Origin of the sequence: Thioclava kandeliae (genome assembly GCF_040297545.1) — a bacterium.
GTDB lineage: Bacteria > Pseudomonadota > Alphaproteobacteria > Rhodobacterales > Rhodobacteraceae > Thioclava > Thioclava kandeliae.
Genome location: NZ_JAYWLC010000032.1, coordinates 1 through 20290, shown reverse-complemented (window position 1 = coordinate 20290; position 20290 = coordinate 1). Strand labels below are relative to the sequence as shown.

Annotated in this window: 20 protein-coding genes and 2 pseudogenes; 12 read left to right on the top strand and 10 right to left on the bottom strand. The window is 58.8% G+C overall.

What is annotated here, in order from left to right; genetic code table 11:
* Positions 1-312, top strand: a pseudogene (locus tag VSX56_RS19040) (transposase); the annotation flags it as partial.
* A 113-nt stretch (positions 313-425) separates the two neighbouring features.
* Here the strand turns inward: VSX56_RS19040 and VSX56_RS19035 are convergent.
* The 6 genes from VSX56_RS19035 to VSX56_RS19010 all read right to left on the bottom strand — a co-directional run bounded on the left by VSX56_RS19035 (position 426) and on the right by VSX56_RS19010 (position 3852).
* The gene (locus VSX56_RS19035; protein ID WP_350939150.1) at positions 426-1238 is read right to left on the bottom strand and encodes a DUF1217 domain-containing protein; all 813 of its coding nucleotides are present in this window, start codon (positions 1236-1238) and stop codon (positions 426-428) included.
* The gene (gene flbT / locus VSX56_RS19030) at positions 1235-1639 is read right to left on the bottom strand and encodes a flagellar biosynthesis repressor FlbT (protein ID WP_339113736.1); all 405 of its coding nucleotides are present in this window, start codon (positions 1637-1639) and stop codon (positions 1235-1237) included. Before flbT ends, VSX56_RS19035 begins: the two co-directional genes overlap by 4 nt.
* A complete protein-coding gene (flaF, locus tag VSX56_RS19025) occupies positions 1636-2013 on the bottom strand; it encodes a flagellar biosynthesis regulator FlaF (RefSeq protein ID WP_339113737.1) in 378 nt (125 codons plus the stop codon). Before flaF ends, flbT begins: the two co-directional genes overlap by 4 nt.
* 89 nt (positions 2014-2102) lie before the next feature.
* Complete coding sequence (locus VSX56_RS19020; RefSeq protein WP_350939149.1) at positions 2103-2984, bottom strand: flagellin N-terminal helical domain-containing protein; 882 nt, start codon at positions 2982-2984, stop codon at positions 2103-2105.
* Between the two features lie 225 nt (positions 2985-3209).
* Entirely contained in the window at positions 3210-3554 is a 345-nt protein-coding gene (locus tag VSX56_RS19015; RefSeq protein ID WP_339113739.1) for a hypothetical protein, read from the bottom strand.
* Entirely contained in the window at positions 3547-3852 is a 306-nt protein-coding gene (locus tag VSX56_RS19010) for a rod-binding protein (protein WP_339113740.1), read from the bottom strand. The genes VSX56_RS19015 and VSX56_RS19010 overlap by 8 nt, the downstream gene beginning before the upstream one ends.
* A 110-nt stretch (positions 3853-3962) precedes the next feature.
* On the opposite strand from VSX56_RS19010, the gene VSX56_RS19005 reads away from it, so the two are divergent.
* Both VSX56_RS19005 and VSX56_RS19000 read left to right on the top strand, forming a co-directional pair.
* Positions 3963-6134 (top strand): flagellar hook-length control protein FliK, encoded by a 2172-nt coding sequence (locus tag VSX56_RS19005; protein ID WP_350939148.1) that lies wholly within the window; start codon positions 3963-3965, stop codon positions 6132-6134.
* A 12-nt stretch (positions 6135-6146) separates the two neighbouring features.
* On the top strand, positions 6147-6815 hold the full coding sequence (locus VSX56_RS19000; RefSeq protein WP_350939147.1) for a flagellar hook capping FlgD N-terminal domain-containing protein: 669 nt from the start codon (positions 6147-6149) through the stop codon (positions 6813-6815).
* Here VSX56_RS19000 and ubiB read toward each other — a convergent pair whose 3' ends face one another.
* On the bottom strand, positions 6816-8345 hold the full coding sequence (ubiB, locus tag VSX56_RS18995) for a 2-polyprenylphenol 6-hydroxylase (protein ID WP_350939146.1): 1530 nt from the start codon (positions 8343-8345) through the stop codon (positions 6816-6818). It lies immediately after the preceding gene.
* A gap of 1 nt (position 8346) precedes the next feature.
* Entirely contained in the window at positions 8347-9099 is a 753-nt protein-coding gene (ubiE, locus tag VSX56_RS18990) for a bifunctional demethylmenaquinone methyltransferase/2-methoxy-6-polyprenyl-1,4-benzoquinol methylase UbiE (protein WP_339113744.1), read from the bottom strand.
* 87 nt (positions 9100-9186) lie between these two features.
* Here ubiE and mutM point away from each other — a divergent pair, with 87 nt between their 5' ends.
* The 9 genes from mutM (at position 9187) to gyrB (ending at position 19197) form a co-directional block, all read left to right on the top strand.
* Positions 9187-10032: a bifunctional DNA-formamidopyrimidine glycosylase/DNA-(apurinic or apyrimidinic site) lyase gene (gene mutM / locus VSX56_RS18985; RefSeq protein WP_350939145.1), complete on the top strand. Its 846-nt coding sequence runs from the start codon at positions 9187-9189 to the stop codon at positions 10030-10032.
* A gap of 85 nt (positions 10033-10117) precedes the next feature.
* Positions 10118-10894 (top strand): enoyl-CoA hydratase, encoded by a 777-nt coding sequence (locus VSX56_RS18980; RefSeq protein ID WP_339113746.1) that lies wholly within the window; start codon positions 10118-10120, stop codon positions 10892-10894.
* 197 nt (positions 10895-11091) lie between these two features.
* Positions 11092-11358, top strand: a complete 267-nt coding sequence (gene rpsT, locus VSX56_RS18975) for a 30S ribosomal protein S20 (protein WP_339113747.1) — start codon at positions 11092-11094, stop codon at positions 11356-11358.
* Between the two features lie 480 nt (positions 11359-11838).
* Entirely contained in the window at positions 11839-13236 is a 1398-nt protein-coding gene (gene dnaA / locus VSX56_RS18970) for a chromosomal replication initiator protein DnaA (protein WP_350939151.1), read from the top strand.
* A 142-nt stretch (positions 13237-13378) separates the two neighbouring features.
* Complete coding sequence (gene dnaN / locus VSX56_RS18965) at positions 13379-14497, top strand: DNA polymerase III subunit beta (RefSeq protein WP_339113748.1); 1119 nt, start codon at positions 13379-13381, stop codon at positions 14495-14497.
* A gap of 27 nt (positions 14498-14524) precedes the next feature.
* Positions 14525-15580, top strand: coding sequence for a DNA replication/repair protein RecF (gene recF, locus VSX56_RS18960; protein WP_350939144.1), 1056 nt, complete (start codon positions 14525-14527; stop codon positions 15578-15580).
* Positions 15577-16014 carry a VOC family protein gene (locus tag VSX56_RS18955; protein WP_350939143.1) on the top strand — a complete coding sequence of 146 codons (438 nt, stop codon included), beginning with the start codon at positions 15577-15579 and terminating at the stop codon, positions 16012-16014. Before recF ends, VSX56_RS18955 begins: the two co-directional genes overlap by 4 nt.
* Before the next feature lie 7 nt (positions 16015-16021).
* Positions 16022-16642, top strand: a complete 621-nt coding sequence (locus VSX56_RS18950; RefSeq protein ID WP_339113751.1) for a LysE family translocator — start codon at positions 16022-16024, stop codon at positions 16640-16642.
* 104 nt (positions 16643-16746) lie between these two features.
* A complete protein-coding gene (gene gyrB / locus VSX56_RS18945; protein ID WP_339113752.1) occupies positions 16747-19197 on the top strand; it encodes a DNA topoisomerase (ATP-hydrolyzing) subunit B in 2451 nt (816 codons plus the stop codon).
* 550 nt (positions 19198-19747) lie between these two features.
* Here the strand turns inward: gyrB and VSX56_RS18940 are convergent.
* Together VSX56_RS18940 and VSX56_RS18935 are read right to left on the bottom strand one after the other, a co-directional pair.
* A pseudogene (locus VSX56_RS18940) lies at positions 19748-19891 on the bottom strand (integrase core domain-containing protein); the annotation flags it as partial.
* 65 nt (positions 19892-19956) lie between these two features.
* A partial coding sequence (locus VSX56_RS18935; RefSeq protein ID WP_350939142.1) for a transposase occupies positions 19957-20290 on the bottom strand: 334 nt, incomplete at its 5' end.

Genomic DNA, 20290 nt, shown 5'->3' with positions numbered 1-20290 from the left:
CGAGCGTTGAACCAGATCATCGAATGGCGCGGCCCGCCCAAGACGATCAGGGTCGACAATGGCCCGGAATATATCAGCGGCACCTTGATGGAATGGGCCGAACACAAGGGCATCGCCTTGGCGCACATCCAGCCCGGAAAGCCGCAGCAGAACGCCTTTGTCGAGCACTACAACCGGACGGTCCGGCACGAATAGCTGGACCTCCACATCTTCGAAACCATCGACGAGGTCCAGAACATTGCCACCGAATTGCTCTGGTCCTACAACAACGAACGTCCGAACATGGGCAACGGCGGGATGACCCCAGCATAGAAACTGAGAATGGCCGCGGAAACTCTACGACCAAGCCCCCGCAAAAACGGGGGGATTACCAAGTACATTCCTAAACTAGCCACTGGCCCCGTGATTTAATGCTTGGCTTTACATTAAAAACGAGCAGAAAAGCTGGCTGCGTTTTGCAGCAGGGTTAGCGCAATAGAGTTGGAGCTGGTTGAAACACTGCCGTTCATCACCTGATCTCGCAGAAGATAGTATTTGATGAGCTTCTCGACGCTCTCCTCGTCAGTGAATTGTGAAACCTCATCGGACCCGAATACCTGTTGGGCCTTTTGCTTGAATATTGTGACCTGTTGGTCGACATCCAAGGACGATGTACTTTCGGGCAATCCCAAACCGGTGCGCATAACCGTAGCGAGAGCTTCGTTACCTATAATCGTATACCATTTTGTATTGTCAGAGCTATCCTCTGCTGCGAGGTCTGCCAATTCACGCTGAGCATTGAGTGCGAAACGGTAGCTTTCATCACTATCTCCCACAGCAATCTCAAACTGCCTTTCTTCGTAATTCGCGATCATCTCGTCAGCGAAGGAACTCAGAACGGTATTGGGTGGATCGAAATCAAAACCGAAGGCTTCGGAAAGTGCCGCATATTTCTTATCCGAAAGCTTGTTTGCAAAGGAATCCTCGTCAAGCGTACCCTCTTCGAGAACCTTCTTGATGAAATACTTGTTCTGTAGGTCATCATCTAGACCAAAAGCCCCCAGCGCAACTTTGAGCAGTCGATAATCGGAAACGAGTTCCTCCGCCGAGGTTACGTTTCCGATATTTTCACGAAAATACTCTTCGTCATTCTGAATAGTCACAGAGGCGGTGAATGCCGCCTTCTGTGTTTCCATTGTCCGATTAAGGACTTTCCAACCGGCATAACCACTTAGCGGAACAATGGGTTGATATGTCATTGGCGTGCCGCGGCCAGAAGCCGCTCCTCCCTTGGTAGAAGACTACGAAGCGCCTTGAGAGCCTGATAGTGCTGTTCCTCAAGAACGGATTTGGTTGCAATCGCGAGCTGCGTCCGGCTATCGTGATCCGTCAAGACTTGGCTAAGCTGCTCAATACCGCGCAGTAGCTGCAGCCGAGTTTCTTCAGGATTGTTATCTCCCGACAAAACGAGTTGCGCGATATAGCATACCCGGCGAACAGGTGTGTTTGCCTCCTCAGGATGGATTGCATCGCGAAGTCGCAAAATATTCGCGTTCGGGGTCATGATCGCGAGACGGGATCTCCGGTCTCCATTCTCGATCACAGCGCCATTAATGAGAACACGCTCCTTGGGAGCCAACTTTAGAACAAGGCCACTCATTTTGTGCCTCCAGTAGGGCGAAGGCCACGCATAATGGCAGTATTAATTTCTATAAGAGGATCGAGGTTAGCTTTACGCGCCAGAACCTTCGAGCTGTGCACATCGACGAATTTCTGGAGAAATAATATCCGCGCCCGCAACAACTCTGGTAGGCCGTTATCCGAAAGACCGACATCATCTGCGAAGATCCGCCACAATTTGCGGTTTCGGCTTACAGCGTCGACGAGATCTGGAAACTTTTCTTTTTCTTTGCCAGCTACACCGCGAAGGCGGCTGGTGATACGAGCAAGTGCTTCGTACTCGATATCGCGGTCGGTTCGCACCGCCTGGTTTGGTTTGGAATAGGCCATTTTGGCCTGAGCATAAGCGTTCACGAGAAGCCCTTCCTGTGGCTGCAAGTTTTAAAACCCGGCGTTTTGCCAGGTGGTTGAGGGGCGCATTGACTGCGCCCCTCAGATGCTCATTACTGGAACAGCGACAGGAGCTGTTGCGGCGCTTGGTTGGCAATCGACAGAGCTTGCGTGCCCAGCTGTTGCTGAACCTGCAGAGCCTGCAGACGTGCCGACGTCTCTTCCATATCGGCGTCGACGAGCGAACCGATACCCGAGGTCACGGCATCAGAGAGCTTCGAGATGAAGTCGCTCTGATCGGAGATACGCGAAGCAGCAGCACCCAGTTCTGCAGCTTTGTTGGTTGCAGTCTGGATATGTGCTTCGATTGCCGCCAGCGATGCATCAGCGGCAGTTGCGCTGGACACGTCGATGTCGGTCAGCATGCCACCATCAGAGGCAGCCGCACTGTATGTACCGAACGCAGCTTCGAGGTCAGCCGATGCCACGTTGATATTCGACGCACTCACCGTTGCACCCGTGCCCGAACCGACGCGGTCGAGCGAGGACAGGACGCTGATACCGGTCCCGCCATTGCCATCAACATCGGTGCGCAGAAGGTTTGCACCGTTGAACTGCGACGCATTGATGATCGAACCGATTTGCTTTTTCAGCTCGTTCACGTCTGCAGTCAGCTTGTCGTTATCGACGTTCTCACCGGTCGCCGAAACGATTTTCTCTTTCATCTCATTGAGTTTCTCAACGATTTGCTCTGCGCCGGTCGACGCAACAGCAACGGTCGATTCACCCAGAGCGAGAGAGTCTTCGATCGCATTGAAACCGGCAACGTCCGATTCCATGACTTTCGAAATTGCCCAAACTGCGGCGTTATCTTTTGCAGTGGAGATATCTTTACCGGTCGAGATGGCCGATTGGGTATCGCCAAGCGAGGAGTTGATCGACTTCAGGGTTTGAAGTGCGGTCATTGCGCCGGTGTTGGTCAGAATGCTGGACATAGTTTTGGGTCCTCAGATATGTGCGCTTTTGCGCGAAGGTGTCTATATACCGCCCGACTTCTTGTCGGAGCGAATGCACAGGTCCTTCTGACACATGCGCCCCGGTTCCCGGAGCGCGCCACCCAGTCACTGGATGCAGGGATATGTTTGCACCATCTCCCCTAACGAAAAGCTAAGGCCGGCTTTGCGGCCGGCCTTGTTTTGGTTGCATTTTATTAAAATGGTTTATGCGCGCTTCTCGATCGACCCCTGCGTACCGACAATGCGCTGCGGGCGGCCCGATTTGTCGTAGCTTCCGAAACTATGGGCCGCTTTCTGGATCGCCGAGAGCCTGATCTGCGCCGCGCGGATACCTTTCAACGCCGCAGAAAGAAGTCGCTGATTCTGGCGGGACATCTCATGTGCACGCTTCAGCTTTTGCGCCGGGAAATCCTTCACCTGCATAAGAAGTGCTTCCTTTCGCGCAACCAGAGCCGTCAGCGCTTCGAATTCTGCTTTGCGAATCACATCCCGTTCGAGGCGCAGCAAATTGATCAGCTCCTCAACTACCGCATCATCTTTATCAGCCATTCTGCGCCCTCTTCAGCATCGAGTTGAAAATAGTTTCAGCCAGGCCGATTCCTCCGGCCTTCGCCATCTCACTGGCCTGCTCTTCCCGCAAGAACGACGAGAACTGTTCCTCGCCGACACCGCCGGAAAACTCGGATTTATTTTCGCCCAAACCCGTATATTTGAGCATCTCGGACAGGAAGCTCGCCTCAAGAGCCTGCGCAGTATCACGCATCTTCTCTTGCTGCTCCGCGCTGACAACGCGCAAGGACTTCGATCCATCTGTCGTTAAAGGTAACCCAGTCGATGTGACTTGCATGGGATTCTCCGCATCATTCGCATTCTCTCCTTTTTGACAGCTTGCGGTAAAGAACCGGTAACCTCATTGAGGCAATGTGGTGATCATCACAGGCAGAAGTCTTGAGGATCATGACCAGTTTTGACGCAATAGCAGCTCAATTTCCCTTTTCTACAAAGGGCCAAGCAGCTGGAATCGATTCGCCCGCCACCGCGACGAACGGTAAGAGCACAGAATTTTCTTTGGAGTTTTCGGCTCTGACCGAGACGATAGGCCGCGCTGATACTGGCGCGACGATTCGGCCACATTCAAAGGGCCCGGTTTCTACGAATTCTGAACAGCAACCCCGCGCATTCAACTTGCCGCGCGACGAACAGATTGTCTCTGCCGAGATGCCCACAGTAACACCCGGGCAGATCAAAGCACCGCAAGATGCTCCTTCTTCTGCAAAGAACACGGATAAAGCGTGGGCGCCAGGTGAACAAAGTAATCCTCTCTGGACAGAACAGGGCTTGCCGCGCGCAGCAGAGGCCACCAGCTCTCCGGTCGAGAGCAAGAAAAATGATGGTTCCTCGAAGGATGGAGACCAAACGGATGAGGTTTTCGATACCGAGCACGTTCCTGCCGCCGATACGCAGCTAGAGGCATCGGCACTCCCTCAATCTGATCCCCGAAGCTCCCCAACGTTGAACTTCACGGCATCGGAAGTGAGCGAACCCCACGCCGAACTGGACGAGGAAATGGCTTCCTTCCAGACAGATAAGGGAACAGATACCGCGCCTGAATTCCTCTCGCACACAGGCGTCCAGACGCAATCCGCCATGGTGCCGCAGTCAGCAGTAGCACCGATGCAGGATTCCGAGTTGCAGGCCTCGGAGCCAACCGCACAAATCGCTTTCAATAACCGAGGCTTCGCGTCGCAAGAGAAGGCTCCCCCTCAAACGGTTCGCCCTGATGCCCAGTCCTCCTCTGGTACGAGCGCAACTCCGCAACCCGACCTGCCTCGGCAATCTGATGTATATGGTCGTCAGTTGACAGCAGCGGACGAGACCGGCACCGCTGAGACGGTCGCAACAGCAGACGAACCCGCAACACTACAGCCAGCCTCCGAGCAGCGCCCCGAAGCAAGATATACCGCGACCGCGGCACCTTCGGTCAGCGAAGCACGATTCGCCTTGCACAGTTCGACTGCAAGCTTCTTCAGCACACCACAGAACGGAGCCACCTCCGGGCAGATTGCACTTCCCGACGGTATGGAGGAGATCTCGGAAAATGCCGTAGCTCTACCGATTCCGACGGACGAAAATGTGGAATCCGATCCCGCGCTGCGCAGCGAGATTGGCGTCTCGGTGCGTAACATCTCGCAACCCAAAGTACCTTCCGGCATTGTAACCGGGCAGACCGGTGCCATTTCTCCGCAGGAAACCCAGCCGGCCGCAGCAGCACCGATCGACATCGAGACGACCGATAGCACGGATACGACGACTATTACCTCGACCGTGAATACCGGCTCGAATACGCCCCTGCAGACCTCGGCGATACCTCTACAAACGGTTGCGCAGGCGCAACTGGGTGCCGAGAAATATGTCACGAAGCGCCGTGAACTTAGCGAACAACTCGACGAGGAACTGACAGTTACCCAGATCGGCAAGGACCGAACGGCGCAATCGCGTATGGAGACGGCCTATGCCGTTACCTCCGCAGCGAGCACGACAATGTCGAACGGCGCATCCGGACAGTCTCTGCCGGCGGAAAGCGGCTTGCTTGCGCAGGATCAACCCACTCCTATCGATGAAGACAGCCAACGCTTCGGCCTTGCTCCTCTCCCCAGTCACACCGGCATGACCGCGGCGACAACGGCATCCCAACCCGCCGCGCAACAGGCTATGGCCCAAAACGTCTCGCAACAGCTCGCACGCGCCGCAACCAGCACATCGGATGGAGCAGTCGAATTGACCCTCGCCCCCGAAGAATTGGGTAAGGTGCGGATGGTCATGCATCATAGCGACAGCGGCATGTCCGTGATGATCTATGCCGACAGGCCCGAAACTCTCGACCTGATGCGAAGACATGCCGAGATGCTCAGCCGCGACCTGCGGGAGCTCGGCTATACGGATGTGAACCTGAATTTCACGGATCAGGGCCAAAGCGGGCAGAACGCCCAGGAACTTGCCGAACAAGCCGACCGTATCCGCGCCGAACGCGGAACCCAAGCCGCATTCAGCGCTGGCTCCATTTCCAACACCCTCAATCCCTCGCGCACCTCCGGCTCCGTGCTGGGGGGGCTAGATCTCAGAATGTGACGGAGGATTTCCATGACCACTGTAACAAGCGCCTCAACCACGGCATCCGCGACGAGCTCCAGCTCGACGGCGGATGCACAAACCTTCGCAACCTCGGATTACCAGACCTTCCTCGAGATGCTGACCGTCCAGATGCAGAATCAGGACCCGCTCAATCCGATGGATAGTACGGATTATGCCGTGCAACTCGCGACCTTCTCGGGGGTCGAACAGCAGGTAGAGACCAACTCGCTTCTGGAAAGCATCGCATCCTCGATCAGCCAGATGGGCATCTCGGAGCTGGCAAGCTGGGTCGGTATGGACGGAAAAACCGAAGAGCCTGTGTATTTCTTTGGTAGCTCGATCGTCGTTGAAACCGAAGCCGATAGCCAAGCGGATTCGGCTGTTCTTACGGTTCAGGACGAGTCGGGGAACACCGTTTACAGCGGTGCCGTAGATGTGGACGAGGATTTCGTCGAGTGGGACGGCACCAATTCGGATGGTGAAACCGCCGATTATGGCAACTACACCTTCACACTCAAAAGCTATAGCGGCAGTGACCTTATCTCTACCGAGACCGCACCAGCCTATGGCCGTATCATCGAAGCGCGCGTCACCGATAGTGGCACAGAACTCGTCATGATGTCGGGCTCTACCGTCTCGAGCGACGATATCACCGGACTGCGTAGCCCCTCAAGCTGATCAGGCCAGCAGACCGGCCGCCAGCCCCGCGACAAAGACAGCTGCGATGATCCCCGCCCAAATGGCGGGATGAAGCGGTTTGTCCGCAGGGGTTGGCGCCTCCGGATGCGCGCGCCGCTCGATGGAGTTCTTCAACATATCGGGGAATTGCGGGCTGTAACGCGCCATGACTTTCACCACCTTGCGCAGGTCATGCAGCGCCGCTTTCGGCCCGAGATTCTCACGGATATAGGTCTCGACGGCGGGCTTGGCGGCCTGCCACATATTCAGCGACGGGTTCAGAGACCGTGCGACCCCCTCGGCCACAACCATCGATCGCTGCAGCAAGATCAGTTCGGTGCGCGTCGGCATTCCGAAACGCTCCGTGACTTCAAAGAGATAGGCCAGAAGGCGTGCCATCGAAATATGGCTTGCATCCATGCCAAAGATCGGTTCGCCCACCGCGCGAAGGGCCAGCGCGAATTCGTTCACGTCCCGATCCGCGGGCACATAGCCCGCCTCGAAATGCACCTCGGCCACACGGCGGTAATCGCGCTGGATGAACCCGATGAGGATCTCGGCATAGACACGACGGGTATATTCATCGATCTGCCCCATGATCCCGAAATCATAGGCAAGAATATCACCATTGGCGGCGACCTTCAGGTTGCCCTGATGCATATCCCCATGGAAATATCCGTCGCGCAGCGCATGGCTGAGAAAGAGCTGCAAGATACGCTCGGACAGTGCGACCAGATCATGGCCTGCAGCCCTGATCGCCTCGGGATCGCCCATCGGCACGCCCTCGGCCCAGTCCAGCACCATCACGCGGCGGCTCGACATGTCCCAGGCAGGCTTTGGCACCGCAAACCCCGCATCATCTGCCGTATTCGCGGCAAATTGCGACGCGCGCGCCGCTTCCATGCGCAGATCCAACTCCCCTATGACAGTGCGCTCGAAGTGTTTCACCACATCGGTCGGACGCAACCTTCGCGACGAAGGCGAGAACCGCTCGATGAATTTCGCCACAAAATGGAACGCATCGAGATCACGGCGGAAGGCGCGTTCGATCCCCGGACGCAGCACCTTCACGGCAACCTTCTCGCCAGTGCGCGCCAGCACGGCCTGATGGACCTGTGCGATAGAGGCCGCAGCCACAGGCTCGGAAAACTCGGTGAACATCTCGGAGATCGGACGCTCGAATTCTTCCTCGATCGTCTTCTTTGCCAGATCGGTCGAGAACGGTGGCAGGCGGTCTTGCAACACGCGCAACTGCGTGGCCAGTTCTGGCCCGACCACATCTGCGCGCGTCGATAGAATCTGCCCGAATTTGATATAGGCCGGACCAAGCGCTGTGATCGCCCGTGTCACCGGCGGCAAGTTCGGGTCGCCCTTGTAGCCAAGCCACGCGAAAGGGGCCGATACCGCATAGGCGGCCGCCCGCAGGCGCGGCGGCGCGTCCATGGCCTCCAGCACCTGATGCATCGCGCGCGAGCGGATGAAGGTGGCGCCAGTGCGGATCAGGCGCCAGATATTGATCGGCCCGCGCATCTCAGATCTTCCAGCCAGAATGCAGCGCCGCGATACCCATGGTCAGGTTGCGATAGCTCGCCTGCTCGAAGCCCGCCTTGCGAATCATCGACAGGAACGTCTCCTGATCGGGGAATTTGCGGATTGATTCGACCAGATACTGGTAGCTGTCACGATCATTGGCCACGATCTGGCCCATCACCGGAATGATATTGAAGGAATAGAGATCATAGGCTTTCTGCATCAGATCATTCGGGATCTGGCTGAATTCCAGAACCATCAGACGCCCGCCGGGTTTCAGCACACGATAGGCTTCGTCCAGCGCGTCCTGCACGCGCGTCACGTTCCGGATACCGAAGGAAATCGTATAGACATCAAAGGAGTTATCCTCGAAGGGCAGCGCCATCGCATCGCCCACGATCCAGTCCAGACGCTCGGCCATATCCTCGGCCTCGGCGCGCTTCTGGCCCTCGATCAGCATCGATTCGGTCATATCGCAGACGGTCGCCGTGGCTTCGGGCGCACGACCGAGGAAGCGGAAGGCCACATCGCCGGTCCCCCCCGCCACATCCAGAAGCTTCTGGCCACGGCGCGGCGCAAGCCAATCCATCATCGCGTCTTTCCAGACGCGATGGATGCCCATGCTCATCAGGTCGTTCATGATGTCGTATTTCGAAGCCACGCGCGAGAACACGCCATGCACCATGCCGGCCTTCTGGCTCTCGTCCACGGTCTGAAAGCCGAAATGCGTCGTCTTGCTCTGATCTGCGGTCATCTGTCCCGTGGCCCCTTGAGGTTCGTCTGGTCTACCCCCTTCTTATAGGGGCCGTTTCAGAAGTGACAATGCACGAGGACGATCACAATGCCCGAACTTCCCGAGGTCGAAACCGTCAGGCGGGGCCTTTTACCCGCGATGGAGGGCCGCGTGATCGAACGCGCCGAGGTCAACCGCCCTGATCTGCGCTGGCCCCTGCCGGATAACATGGCCGCCCGCCTGACCGGCGCACGCATATTGCGCCTGCGCAGACGCTCGAAATATATCCTTGCCGATCTGGATCGCGGGGAGACCCTTCTGATCCATCTGGGCATGTCGGGGCGGATGCTGGTCTCCGGTGTGGCACTGGGAGAGTTCGTCATCGACCACCCGACGCCGCAGAAACATGACCACATCGTCTTCCATATCGAGGGCGGCGGGCGTGTCACCTTCAATGATGCGCGTCGCTTCGGGGCGATGGATCTGTTCCCCACTGGCGCCGAGGACAGTTACTGGCTCCTCGAGAAGCTCGGCCCCGAACCGTTCAGCAACCAGCTGAACGAGGAGTATCTGACCGCCAGACTGCGCAGTCGCGCGAGCCCGATCAAGACGCTGCTTCTGGATCAGGCGATCGTGGCGGGGCTTGGCAATATCTATGTCTGCGAGGTGCTGTTCCGCGCGGGCATCGATCCGCGCCGCCAGGGCCGCCAGATTGCCGAAAAGCGTCTGCGGCCTCTTGTCGCAATCATCCGCGAGGTTCTGGAGGAAGCTATCGAGGCGGGTGGATCTTCGCTCCGCGACCACCGGCAGGCCGATGGGGAGCTGGGATATTTCCAGCACCGCTTCAAAGTTTATGGTCGCGAGGGCGCGCCCTGCCAAAACTGCGGGCAACCGGTGCTCAGGATCGTGCAATCGGGGCGATCCAGCTTTTATTGTGCGCATTGCCAGCGCTAAGAGGAACACGGGCGCGAGAGTTGACTTGATATATGGGCCGGTTTTGTTAGGACTCCGGTCTGATGAAAAGGAAAGGCACTGCCAAATGGCCTACCAGACGCTGATCGTCGAGATCGAAGATAATGTCGCCCTAGTCCGGCTCAACCGTCCGGAGGCACTGAACGCGCTGAACTCCGTTCTGCTGACCGAGATGGGGGACGCGCTGGCGAATCTCGACGCCAATGACAAGGTGCGTGCCATTGTCATCACCGGCTCCGAGAAGGCCTTTGCCGCCGGCGCCGACATCAAGGAAATGTCCGAGAAGGGCTTTGTCGGCATGTTCAAGGCCGATTTCTTCGGCGATGCCACCGAGAATTTCCTGCGCACCCGCAAGCCGGTGATTGCAGCCGTGTCGGGCTATGCGCTTGGCGGCGGCTGCGAACTGGCGATGATGTGCGACTTCATCATTTGCGCCGATAATGCGAAATTCGGCCAGCCCGAGATCAATCTCGGCATCTGCGCGGGAATCGGCGGCACCCAGCGCCTGACCCGTTTCGTGGGCAAGTCGAAGGCAATGGACATGCATCTGACCGGCCGGTTCATGGATGCCGAGGAAGCCGAGCGTTCGGGCCTTGTCTCCCGCGTGGTGCCGACTGCCAAACTGGTGTCCGAAGCCATGGCTGCCGCCTCGAAGATCGCCGAGAAATCGCAGCTTTCGGCCATGGTGGTGAAGGAGGCGGTGAACCGCTCCTACGAGACCACCCTGCGCGAGGGGCTGCTGTTTGAAAAACGCATGTTCCACGCGCTGTTTGCCACCGAGGACCAGAAAGAGGGCATGGCCGCCTTCCTCGAGAAGCGCGAGCCGCAATTCCGCGATAAATAAGCGCGGTCACTTACGCGAAATGCCGGGCCTCGGGGCCCGGTTCTCATTTGGGGCTTCCCAACTTGGCAAAATTGCCGTATAGGCCCCCTTCAAATGCGTGTGGAGCCCGCTTAGGCTAGAATCAACCGGTTCACTGGTGTGTCCGGGTTTTGCATGCAGTCGCATATTGTACCAAACCCGAAAGTGGAAACACACACATGGCAAATACGCTCCAGTCCAAAAAGCGCGCACGTCAGAACGAGCGTCGTAACGACATCAACAAAGCACGTCGTTCGCGCATCCGTACCTTCCTCCGCAAAGTCGAAGAAGCCATCACTTCGGGCGACTACGCAGCAGCTCAGGAAGCTCTGAAAGTGGCGCAGCCGGAACTGATGCGTGGCGTGACCAAAGGCGTGATTCACAAGAACACCGCATCGCGCAAAGTGTCGCGTCTGGCGGCTCGCGTGAAGGCTCTGAACGCCTAAGCGATTCCCTTGCAAAAGCAAGATAGAAAGGCGCCATTTATGGCGCCTTTTTCATTTTTCGCAATGTTTTCAATAAGATGATATGTCCGAAATGCAACATGACGAAACTGTGGCAGATTCGATTCACGCAATCCGGAGTCAAGCGTGAAGTTCTGTTGCGACTCGTCAGCGAGCCGGAGTAGTTTCACTGAGCGATCAACGTCGCCTCGGGGGACTGACGCATCTTACCCTAGCTGGACCGGACAATAACGTCTGCCACGACAAGGATAACAACCGGACCAATTGGCCTGGGGGATGCGATTCCGATGCTGGAGGGCTGCCACCTCCCACATTTCGATTCTGTCGAAACCCGCGTGAGCGGGTCGGGTAACCTTGTCCTAAGTGCAGAAAATGCACCACGCGCCAAAATCTGTTTGGCGTGGTGGATCGTATTTTCCGAGAATCGTTGGTCGCGAGGTGTGATAAGAATGGGCAAGAATGATGACCGACGATACTTGGGGGCGTGTGTGCGATGAGCTGCAAAAGAGCGTGGGAAAAAACAACTTCCTGACGTGGATTGCCCCGCTGAAGGTCATTGAGGTCGATGACGGCATTGCCGCCTTCGAGGCCCCTACAAAATTCATGCGCGACTGGGTGCAGCGGAACTTCTCCGAGGCGATCCAGAACGAGCTGCGCAAATTTGGGATTATCGTTGAGCGTATTGATCTTCGCGTGTCTTCGGCACCGATGATCCGTCCGGCCAATTCCGCCAATCCCGTCCAGCAGGCCCCTGCCCCCACGAGCACGCCACGCATTGCCCAGATCAAACCGCGTCTTGCCCAGACGCAGGATGACGATCTGCCCGGCGCGCCGCTGGACCAGCGTTTTACCTTTGACACTTTCGTGGTCGGCAAGCCGAACGAGCTGGCCCATGCCGCCGCGCGCCGTGTGGCAGAAGGCGGTCCGGTGACCTTCAACCCGCTCTTCCTCTATGGTGGCGTGGGCCTGGGTAAGACCCACCTGATGCATGCCATCGCCCACGAGCTGCAAACCAAGCGCCCCGATCTGCGCGTGCTTTACCTCTCGGCCGAGCAATTCATGTATCGTTTCGTGCAGGCTCTGCGCGAACGCCAGATCATGGATTTCAAGGAGATGTTCCGCTCGGTCGACGTGCTTATGGTCGATGACGTACAGTTCATCGCGGGCAAGGATTCGACGCAGGAAGAGTTCTTCCATACGTTCAACGCGCTCGTCGATCAGGGCAAACAGATCGTGATCTCCGCCGACCGTGCGCCGGGCGAGATCAAGGAACTGGAAGAACGGATCAAATCGCGCCTGCAATGCGGGCTGGTGGTGGATCTCCATCCCACCGATTACGAGCTGCGCCTTGGCATCCTGCAGACCAAGACCGAGAATTACCGGATTCAATATCCGGGCCTGATGATTGCCGATGGCGTGCTGGAATTCCTCGCGCATCGTATCTCGACCAACGTGCGGGTGCTCGAGGGCGCGCTGACGCGTCTGTTCGCCTTCGCCTCGCTGGTCGGCCGCGAGATCACGCTCGATCTGGCACAGGAATGTCTGACCGATATCCTGCGCACCTCGGACCGTAAGGTCACCATCGAGGAGATCCAGCGCAAGGTTGCCGAGCATTACAATGTCCGTCTTGCGGATATGATCGGCCCCAAGCGCGTGCGCACCATCGCGCGTCCGCGTCAGGTGGCGATGTATCTGTCCAAACAGCTCACCACCCGCTCGCTTCCCGATATCGGGCGCCGCTTCGGTGGCCGCGATCACACGACCATCATGCATGGTATCCGCAAGATCGAGGAGCTGAAGTGCGATGACCGCCAGCTGGCCGAGGATATCGATCTGCTGCGCCGCCTTCTGGAAAACTGATTCCGGGAAAACCAAGCGAAATCTGTGTGAAAGCGGGCTGGTCCCTTGACCTGCCCGCCTTTGCGTTAGATTGTCGCGAAAATTCTTGTGTCCGGTGTCTTAGATGGTAACGTCACGGTCCGGACAGCCGTGAGGGATTGAAATGAAGATCAGCATCGAACGCGCAGAGCTGTTGAAAGCCGTCGCGCAAGCACAATCGGTTGTCGAACGTCGCAACACGATCCCGATTCTGGCCAATGTGCTGATCGAGGCCGAAGGCAGCACGATCTCCTTCCGCGCCACCGATCTCGATATCGAAGTGGTCGACCGTGCGCCCGCGCAGGTCGAGAAGGCCGGTGCCACCACTGTCTCCGCCGTGATGCTGCACGAGATCGTGCGCAAGCTGCCCGACGGGGCGCTCGTCACACTGATGGATGATCCTGCCTCGGGCCGTCTGGTGATCGAGGCGGGCCGCTCGAGCTTTACGCTGGCGACCTTGCCGCGCGAGGATTTCCCCGTGATGGCCAGCTCGGATTACACCGCGAATTTCTCGGCCAAGGCGGGCGAGCTGAAACGTCTCTTCGAGAAATCGCGCTTTGCGATCTCGACCGAGGAGACCCGCTACTACCTGAACGGCGTCTATCTGCATGTGGCCACCGCCGAAGATGGCCAGATGCTGCGCGCCGTGGCGACCGATGGTCACCGTCTGGCCCGTATCGATGCCCCCCTGCCCCAGGGCGCCGAGGGCATGCCTGGCGTGATCGTGCCGCGCAAGACCGTGGGCGAGCTGCGCAAGCTTCTGGATGATGACGAAACGCTGATCGAGGTCTCGGTTTCGGAGACCAAGGTCCGGTTTGCCACCCCGCGTATCACCCTGACCTCCAAGGTTATCGACGGCACTTTCCCCGATTACACACGCGTGATCCCGATGGGCAATACGCGCCGTCTCGAAGTAGATGCAAACGAGTTCGCCAAGGCTGTGGACCGTGTGGCCACCGTCTCGTCTGAACGTTCGCGCGCCGTCAAGCTGACGCTGGACGCCGACAAGCTGGTGCTCTCGGTCAACGCACCCGATGCTGGTGCCGCCGAGGAGGAGCTGGTTGTGGCCTATGCCGACGAGCGTCTGGAAATCGGCTTCAACGCCAAATACCTGCTGGAAATCGCCAATCAGGTCGATCGCGAGAATGCGGTCTTCATGTTCAACACCTCGGGCGACCCGACCCTGATGCGCGAAGGTGGCGACACCTCGGCGGTCTATGTCGTCATGCCGATGCGTGTCTAAGATCAGCCTCTTACGGGAAGTAACGCGATGCTATCGGAACTGAGCCTCTATCAGTTTCGGTCGCATCGCCGTGCCGTTTTGGCGCCGGATACGCGCCCTGTTGCGATCTTCGGGGCCAATGGTGCGGGCAAGACCAATATCCTCGAGGCGATCTCGCTTTTATCGCCTGGTCGGGGGTTGCGCCGCGCGCAGGCCCCCGACCTGATGCGCCGTGCTGAAAATGTCGGCTGGAAGATCCGCGCCCGACTGTCCGGCCACGAGGTGCAGACCGAGGCCGCACCCGCCCAGCCCCGTCAGGTGCGGGTGGATGAAAAACTCGTGCCGCAGACCGCTTTGGGGCGGCTGGTGCGCATTCAGTGGCTGGTGCCCGCGATGGACCGGCTCTGGATCGAGGCCCCCGAAGGGCGGCGACGTTTTCTGGACCGGATCACTCTGTCCTTCTTCCCCGATCATGCCGAGGCCAGTCTGGCTTACGAAAAGGCCATGCGCGAGCGGAACAGACTTTTGAAGGACGGCGCGGGCGATCCGCATTGGTATCAGGTGCTGGAGGCGCGGATGAGCGAGGCCGCAACCGAGATCCGTGGCGCACGCGCTGCCGCTCTTACGCGGATCGCAAAGGCGCAAACGGCGGCCCAGACCGCATTTCCGGCGGCCGATCTGTCGGTTACCGGCGATGACACCGCAGATCTCGCCCTGTTCTGGGCCGAGACGCGCCGTCGCGATATGGCCGCCGGACGCACACTGGAAGGGCCGCATCGGGCCGATCTGACGGCGATCTACAGTGCCAAGGCGATGCCCGCCGATCAGGTCTCGACCGGAGAGCAGAAGGCGCTTCTGCTGTCTTTGGTGCTGGCCAATGCGCGCGCGATCGAGGGCGCGCCCGCCATCGTCCTGCTCGACGAGGTCTCGGCCCATCTTGACCCGAACCGCCGCGCAGCCCTTTATGACGAGATCTGCGCCCTCGACGCACAGGTCTTCATGACGGGCACGGAACGCGCTTTGTTCGACGCGTTGGGCGCGCGCGGACATTATCTTCAGGTCTCGGAAGAGGCCGCGACCTCGGTTCTGGAGGAAGTCGAATGAGCTATCCCGTGCAGCGCATCACCCTGATCACGCTAGCTGTGACCGATCTGGCCGCCTCCTGCGCCTTCTACGCGCAGCTGGGCTGGGAGCCTGCGGCGCAGCAGGACGGCGTGGCTTTCTACCAGATGCACGGACAGGGTCTGGCGCTTTTCGGGCGCGATGATCTGGCCAAGGATCAAGGCCGTGCGGGCGCGACCCTTGGCACGGGCGCCATGACACTGGCGCAGAATTTCGACACCGAGCCAGAGGTGGACGCAGCCTTTGCCGCAGCCCTCGCGGCAGGTGCCACGCCGCTCAAACGTCCCGAAAAGGTCTTCTGGGGCGGATATTCCGGCTATTGGTCCGATCCCGACGGCCATGTCTGGGAGGTCGCAATGAATCCGTTCTGGCCGCTGGCCGCAGATGGCAGCCTGACGCTGCCCCCGACCGAGTAGCCCTGCCATGACGATTACGCTGCATCAGGCCCTGTTCTATTCGGGCGCGCTTCTCGTGATCTTCCTGACCCCCGGACCGGTCTGGCTCGCGATGCTCGCACGCACCGTCTCCGGCGGCTTTGCCGCAGCGTGGCCGCTGGCCGTGGGCGTGGCGCTTGGCGATGCGTTCTGGTCCGTGCTGGCTCTTGTCGGCATGAGCTGGGTTGTAGAGCATGTCGCGGGCTTCCTGACGGTCCTGCGCTGGGTGGCTGCGGCGATGTTCGCCTTTATGGGCGCGATGCTGATCCGCCATGCCAAGGCGGGGATCTCGCAAAACAGCAAACTGACCCGGCCCGGACGCTGGGCGGGGTTTGTTGTGGGGGTCGTGGCAATCCTCGGTAACCCCAAGGCGATCCTGTTCTATATGGGCGTCGTGCCGGGCTTCTTCGCGCTCGACACGATCACCCCGGCCGATATCGCGGTGATTGCCCTGCTCTCGGCGCTCTGCCCGATGATCGGAAACCTGATCCTTGCCGCCTTTGTCGGCCGCGTTCGCAGACTGATTTCCAGCCCCGCGGCCATGACCCGCATGAACCGCATCGCAGGCAGCCTCATGCTTGCCGTAGCGGTATTGATCGCCCTTATTTGACAGGCCGCCCGTATCGCCAAGAAAGCCCCGAATTCTGTGGCTAAGGCGTGACATGGCGGCCCAAAACCCCTATAAATCGGGGACGTAAAAAAGGACGAGCAGGCATGACCGAAGAACACGTCAAGAAATCCGAATATGGCGCCGATTCCATCAAGGTTTTGAAGGGGTTGGAAGCTGTACGGAAACGCCCCGGCATGTATATCGGGGATACGGATGACGGGTCGGGCCTGCATCACATGGTCTATGAGGTCGTCGATAACGGCATCGACGAGGCGCTGGCCAATTATGCCGACTATGTCCATGTAAAAATTCACGCCGATAGCTCGGTATCGGTGCGCGATAACGGGCGCGGGATTCCGGTCGATATGCATGCCGAGGAAGGCGTCTCGGCGGCAGAGGTCATCATGACCCAGCTGCATGCGGGCGGGAAGTTCAACAATACCGATACCGATGGCAATGCCTACAAGGTCTCGGGCGGTCTGCACGGTGTGGGCGTTTCAGTGGTGAACGCGCTCTCGGACTGGCTCGAGCTGACCGTCTGGCGCAACGACAAGATCTACAAAGCCCGCTTCGAGAAGGGCGAATGCGTCGAGCATGTGCATGTCGTGGGCGACGAGGTCGGTGGACGTGGCACCGAGGTCCGCTTCCTTGCGTCCAACAAGGAAACCGACCCCGAGGGCACCTTCTCGAATCTCAACTACAGTTTCGAGACGCTGGAAAAGCGCCTGCGCGAGCTGGCCTTCCTGAACTCGGGCGTGCGTATCATCATCGAGGATGAACGCCCCGCGGAGCCGCTGAAGACCGAGCTGCATTACGATGGTGGCGTGCGCGAATTCGTCAAATATCTCGACCGTTCCAAGACGCCCGTGATGGAGAGCCCCGTCTATATGCTGGGCGAGGTCAACGGGATCGGCGTCGAGGTGGCACTGTGGTGGAATGACAGCTACCACGAGACCGTGCTGCCCTTCACCAACAACATCCCCCAGCGCGATGGCGGCACCCATATGGCGGGCTTCCGTGGCGCGCTGACCCGCACGATCAACAATTACGCGCAATCCTCGGGGATCGCGAAGAAAGAAAAGGTCAACTTTACCGGCGACGATGCCCGCGAAGGCCTGACCTGCGTGCTGTCGGTCAAAGTGCCGGACCCAAAATTCTCCAGCCAGACCAAAGACAAGCTGGTCTCCTCCGAGGTGCGCCCCGCGGTGGAAAACCTCGTGAACGAGAAGCTTGGCGAATGGTTCGAGGAGCATCCCGCCGAAGCCCGTCAGATCGTCGGCAAGATTGTCGAGGCGGCGCTGGCCCGCGAGGCCGCGCGCAAGGCCCGCGAGCTGACCCGTCGGAAAACGGCGATGGATGTGGCCTCGCTTCCGGGCAAGCTGGCGGATTGTCAGGAAAAGGATCCGGCCTTCTCCGAAGTCTTCCTCGTCGAGGGGGATTCGGCAGGTGGCTCGGCCAAACAGGGGCGCGCACGACAAAATCAGGCCGTCCTGCCGCTGCGCGGCAAGATCCTCAATGTCGAGCGCGCGCGGTTCGACCGGATGCTGTCCTCCGACCAGATCGGCACGCTGATCACCGCGCTCGGCACCGGTATCGGTCGCGACGAGTTCAATATCGACAAGCTACGCTACCACAAGATCATCATCATGACCGATGCGGACGTGGACGGCGCCCATATCCGCACCCTTCTGCTGACATTCTTCTTCCGCCAGATGCCGGAACTGATCGAACGCGGCTATCTCTATATCGCGCAGCCGCCGCTCTATAAGGTCTCGCGCGGCAAGTCCGAGGTTTACCTCAAGGACCAGAATGCCTTGGAAGATTACCTGATCGCCCAAGGGGTTGAGGGCGCTGTCCTGAAGCTCGGCACGGGCGAGGAAATCGTCGGCAACGACCTGCAGCGCGTGGTCGAGGAGGCCCGCGTCATCAAGCGGATCCTAGGCACCTTCCCGACCCATTATCCGCGCCATATTCTGGAACAGGCCGCCATCGCGGGCGCGATGGTTCCGGGCGTTCTGGACAATGATGCGCAAGGCACCGCCGATGCCGTGGCCGCCCGCCTGGATCTTGTTGCACTCGAATACGAGCGTGGCTGGCAGGGTCGCCAGACGCAGGATCACGGCCTGCGCCTGACCCGTATCCTGCGCGGGGTCGAGGAAGTACGGACGCTGGATGGTCAGGTCATGCGCGCGGGCGAAAGCCGCCGTCTGGGCACGCATACCAAGGCACTACAGGATATCTACGGCAAGCCCGCGCGTCTGCATCGCAAGGACCGCCACCAGCTGATCCACGGCCCGCTGGAACTGCTGAACGCGATCCTGCAGGAAGGCGAAAAAGGTCTGGCACTGCAACGCTATAAGGGCTTGGGCGAGATGAACCCCGAGCAGCTTTGGGAAACAACGCTCGATCCGTCTGCCCGTACATTGCTGCAAGTGAAAGTGGATGACGTGGCCGAGGCCGACGACATCTTCACCAAGCTGATGGGCGATGTGGTGGAACCCCGCCGCGACTTCATCCAGCAGAACGCGCTGAACGTCGAGAACCTCGATTTCTAAGCCAATAGGGGTTTGCGCAGTATGATGCGCGAGCCCCGCTCCCTGCATGCCCTGTCTATGAGCTTGCATCTTGCAGGACCAGAGATTGTCCGTCCAAGAGAATGATTTCCGGACCTACGGCGAAGTATGGCGTAGATAAGACGGCGATTAAATATACACAGGCTCAGGGCGAGCGGTTTTGTCTCAGGCGCGCCACTTTCCACCATTCGTCCAAGAAGTTTCCAATGGCTTCGCCGCTTGTTCAAACGGCCAGCGCAGGCGGCGAAGCCATCGCTGTGGAGAGAAGCGATACCGCGCCACCTACCATCTTGAAGCTGCCAGTTCAGCAGAAATGCGCCTTCATCGTGACTTGCCAAGGGATGTTTCCTCCATGAACGATTAGGGTCCGGCCCAACTTAAGGACGGACAATGAATCCAATGAGATGCATGGACGAACAGATCATCGGCATCTTAGCCGATGCAGGATCGACATATATGGCAACGACGCAAAATGCGCCGACCTATGTCGCAAAACCTTGGTCTGCCCCACCTGAGTGGTCCGGTTTGAAAGTTAGTGCATCGTGGGTCTCTGGCCCACTGGCACGATGCTCTCTGGTGCTGGTGGGCGATATCCCAAAGAGCTATGCGTGCGCAGCGTGTTGTAATGCTGGCGCCAGCGTTCGATCAGGATCTGGGCCTCTTTCAGTGAATAGAAAGATCGTGTCCCAACTGATGGTGTAGCTCATAGCGGGCCTCGTGCTGACTGGCGGGCCGAGCTGATCAGTCGCGCTGCGCTGCAGGCAAGCTGCCCACGACATCATCGCAGATTGGCGCCAGCGTTTCCAGTGCCATGTATCGACCGCGCTGGACGGTCCATTCCTCGGTCTGCTCCATCAGGATGGCCCCAACGAGGCGGCGGATCGAAGCCTCATTAGGAAAGATCCCGACCACGTCCGTACGGCGCTTGATCTCGCCGTTTAGGCGCTCAATCGGATTTGTGCTGTGTAGCTTCGTTCGATGCTGCTGGGGAAAGGTCATGTAGGCCAGCACATCCTCCTCGGCGCCGTCCATGAGGGTCGCCAGCTTTGGCAGTTTCGGACGCATCTGATCAGCG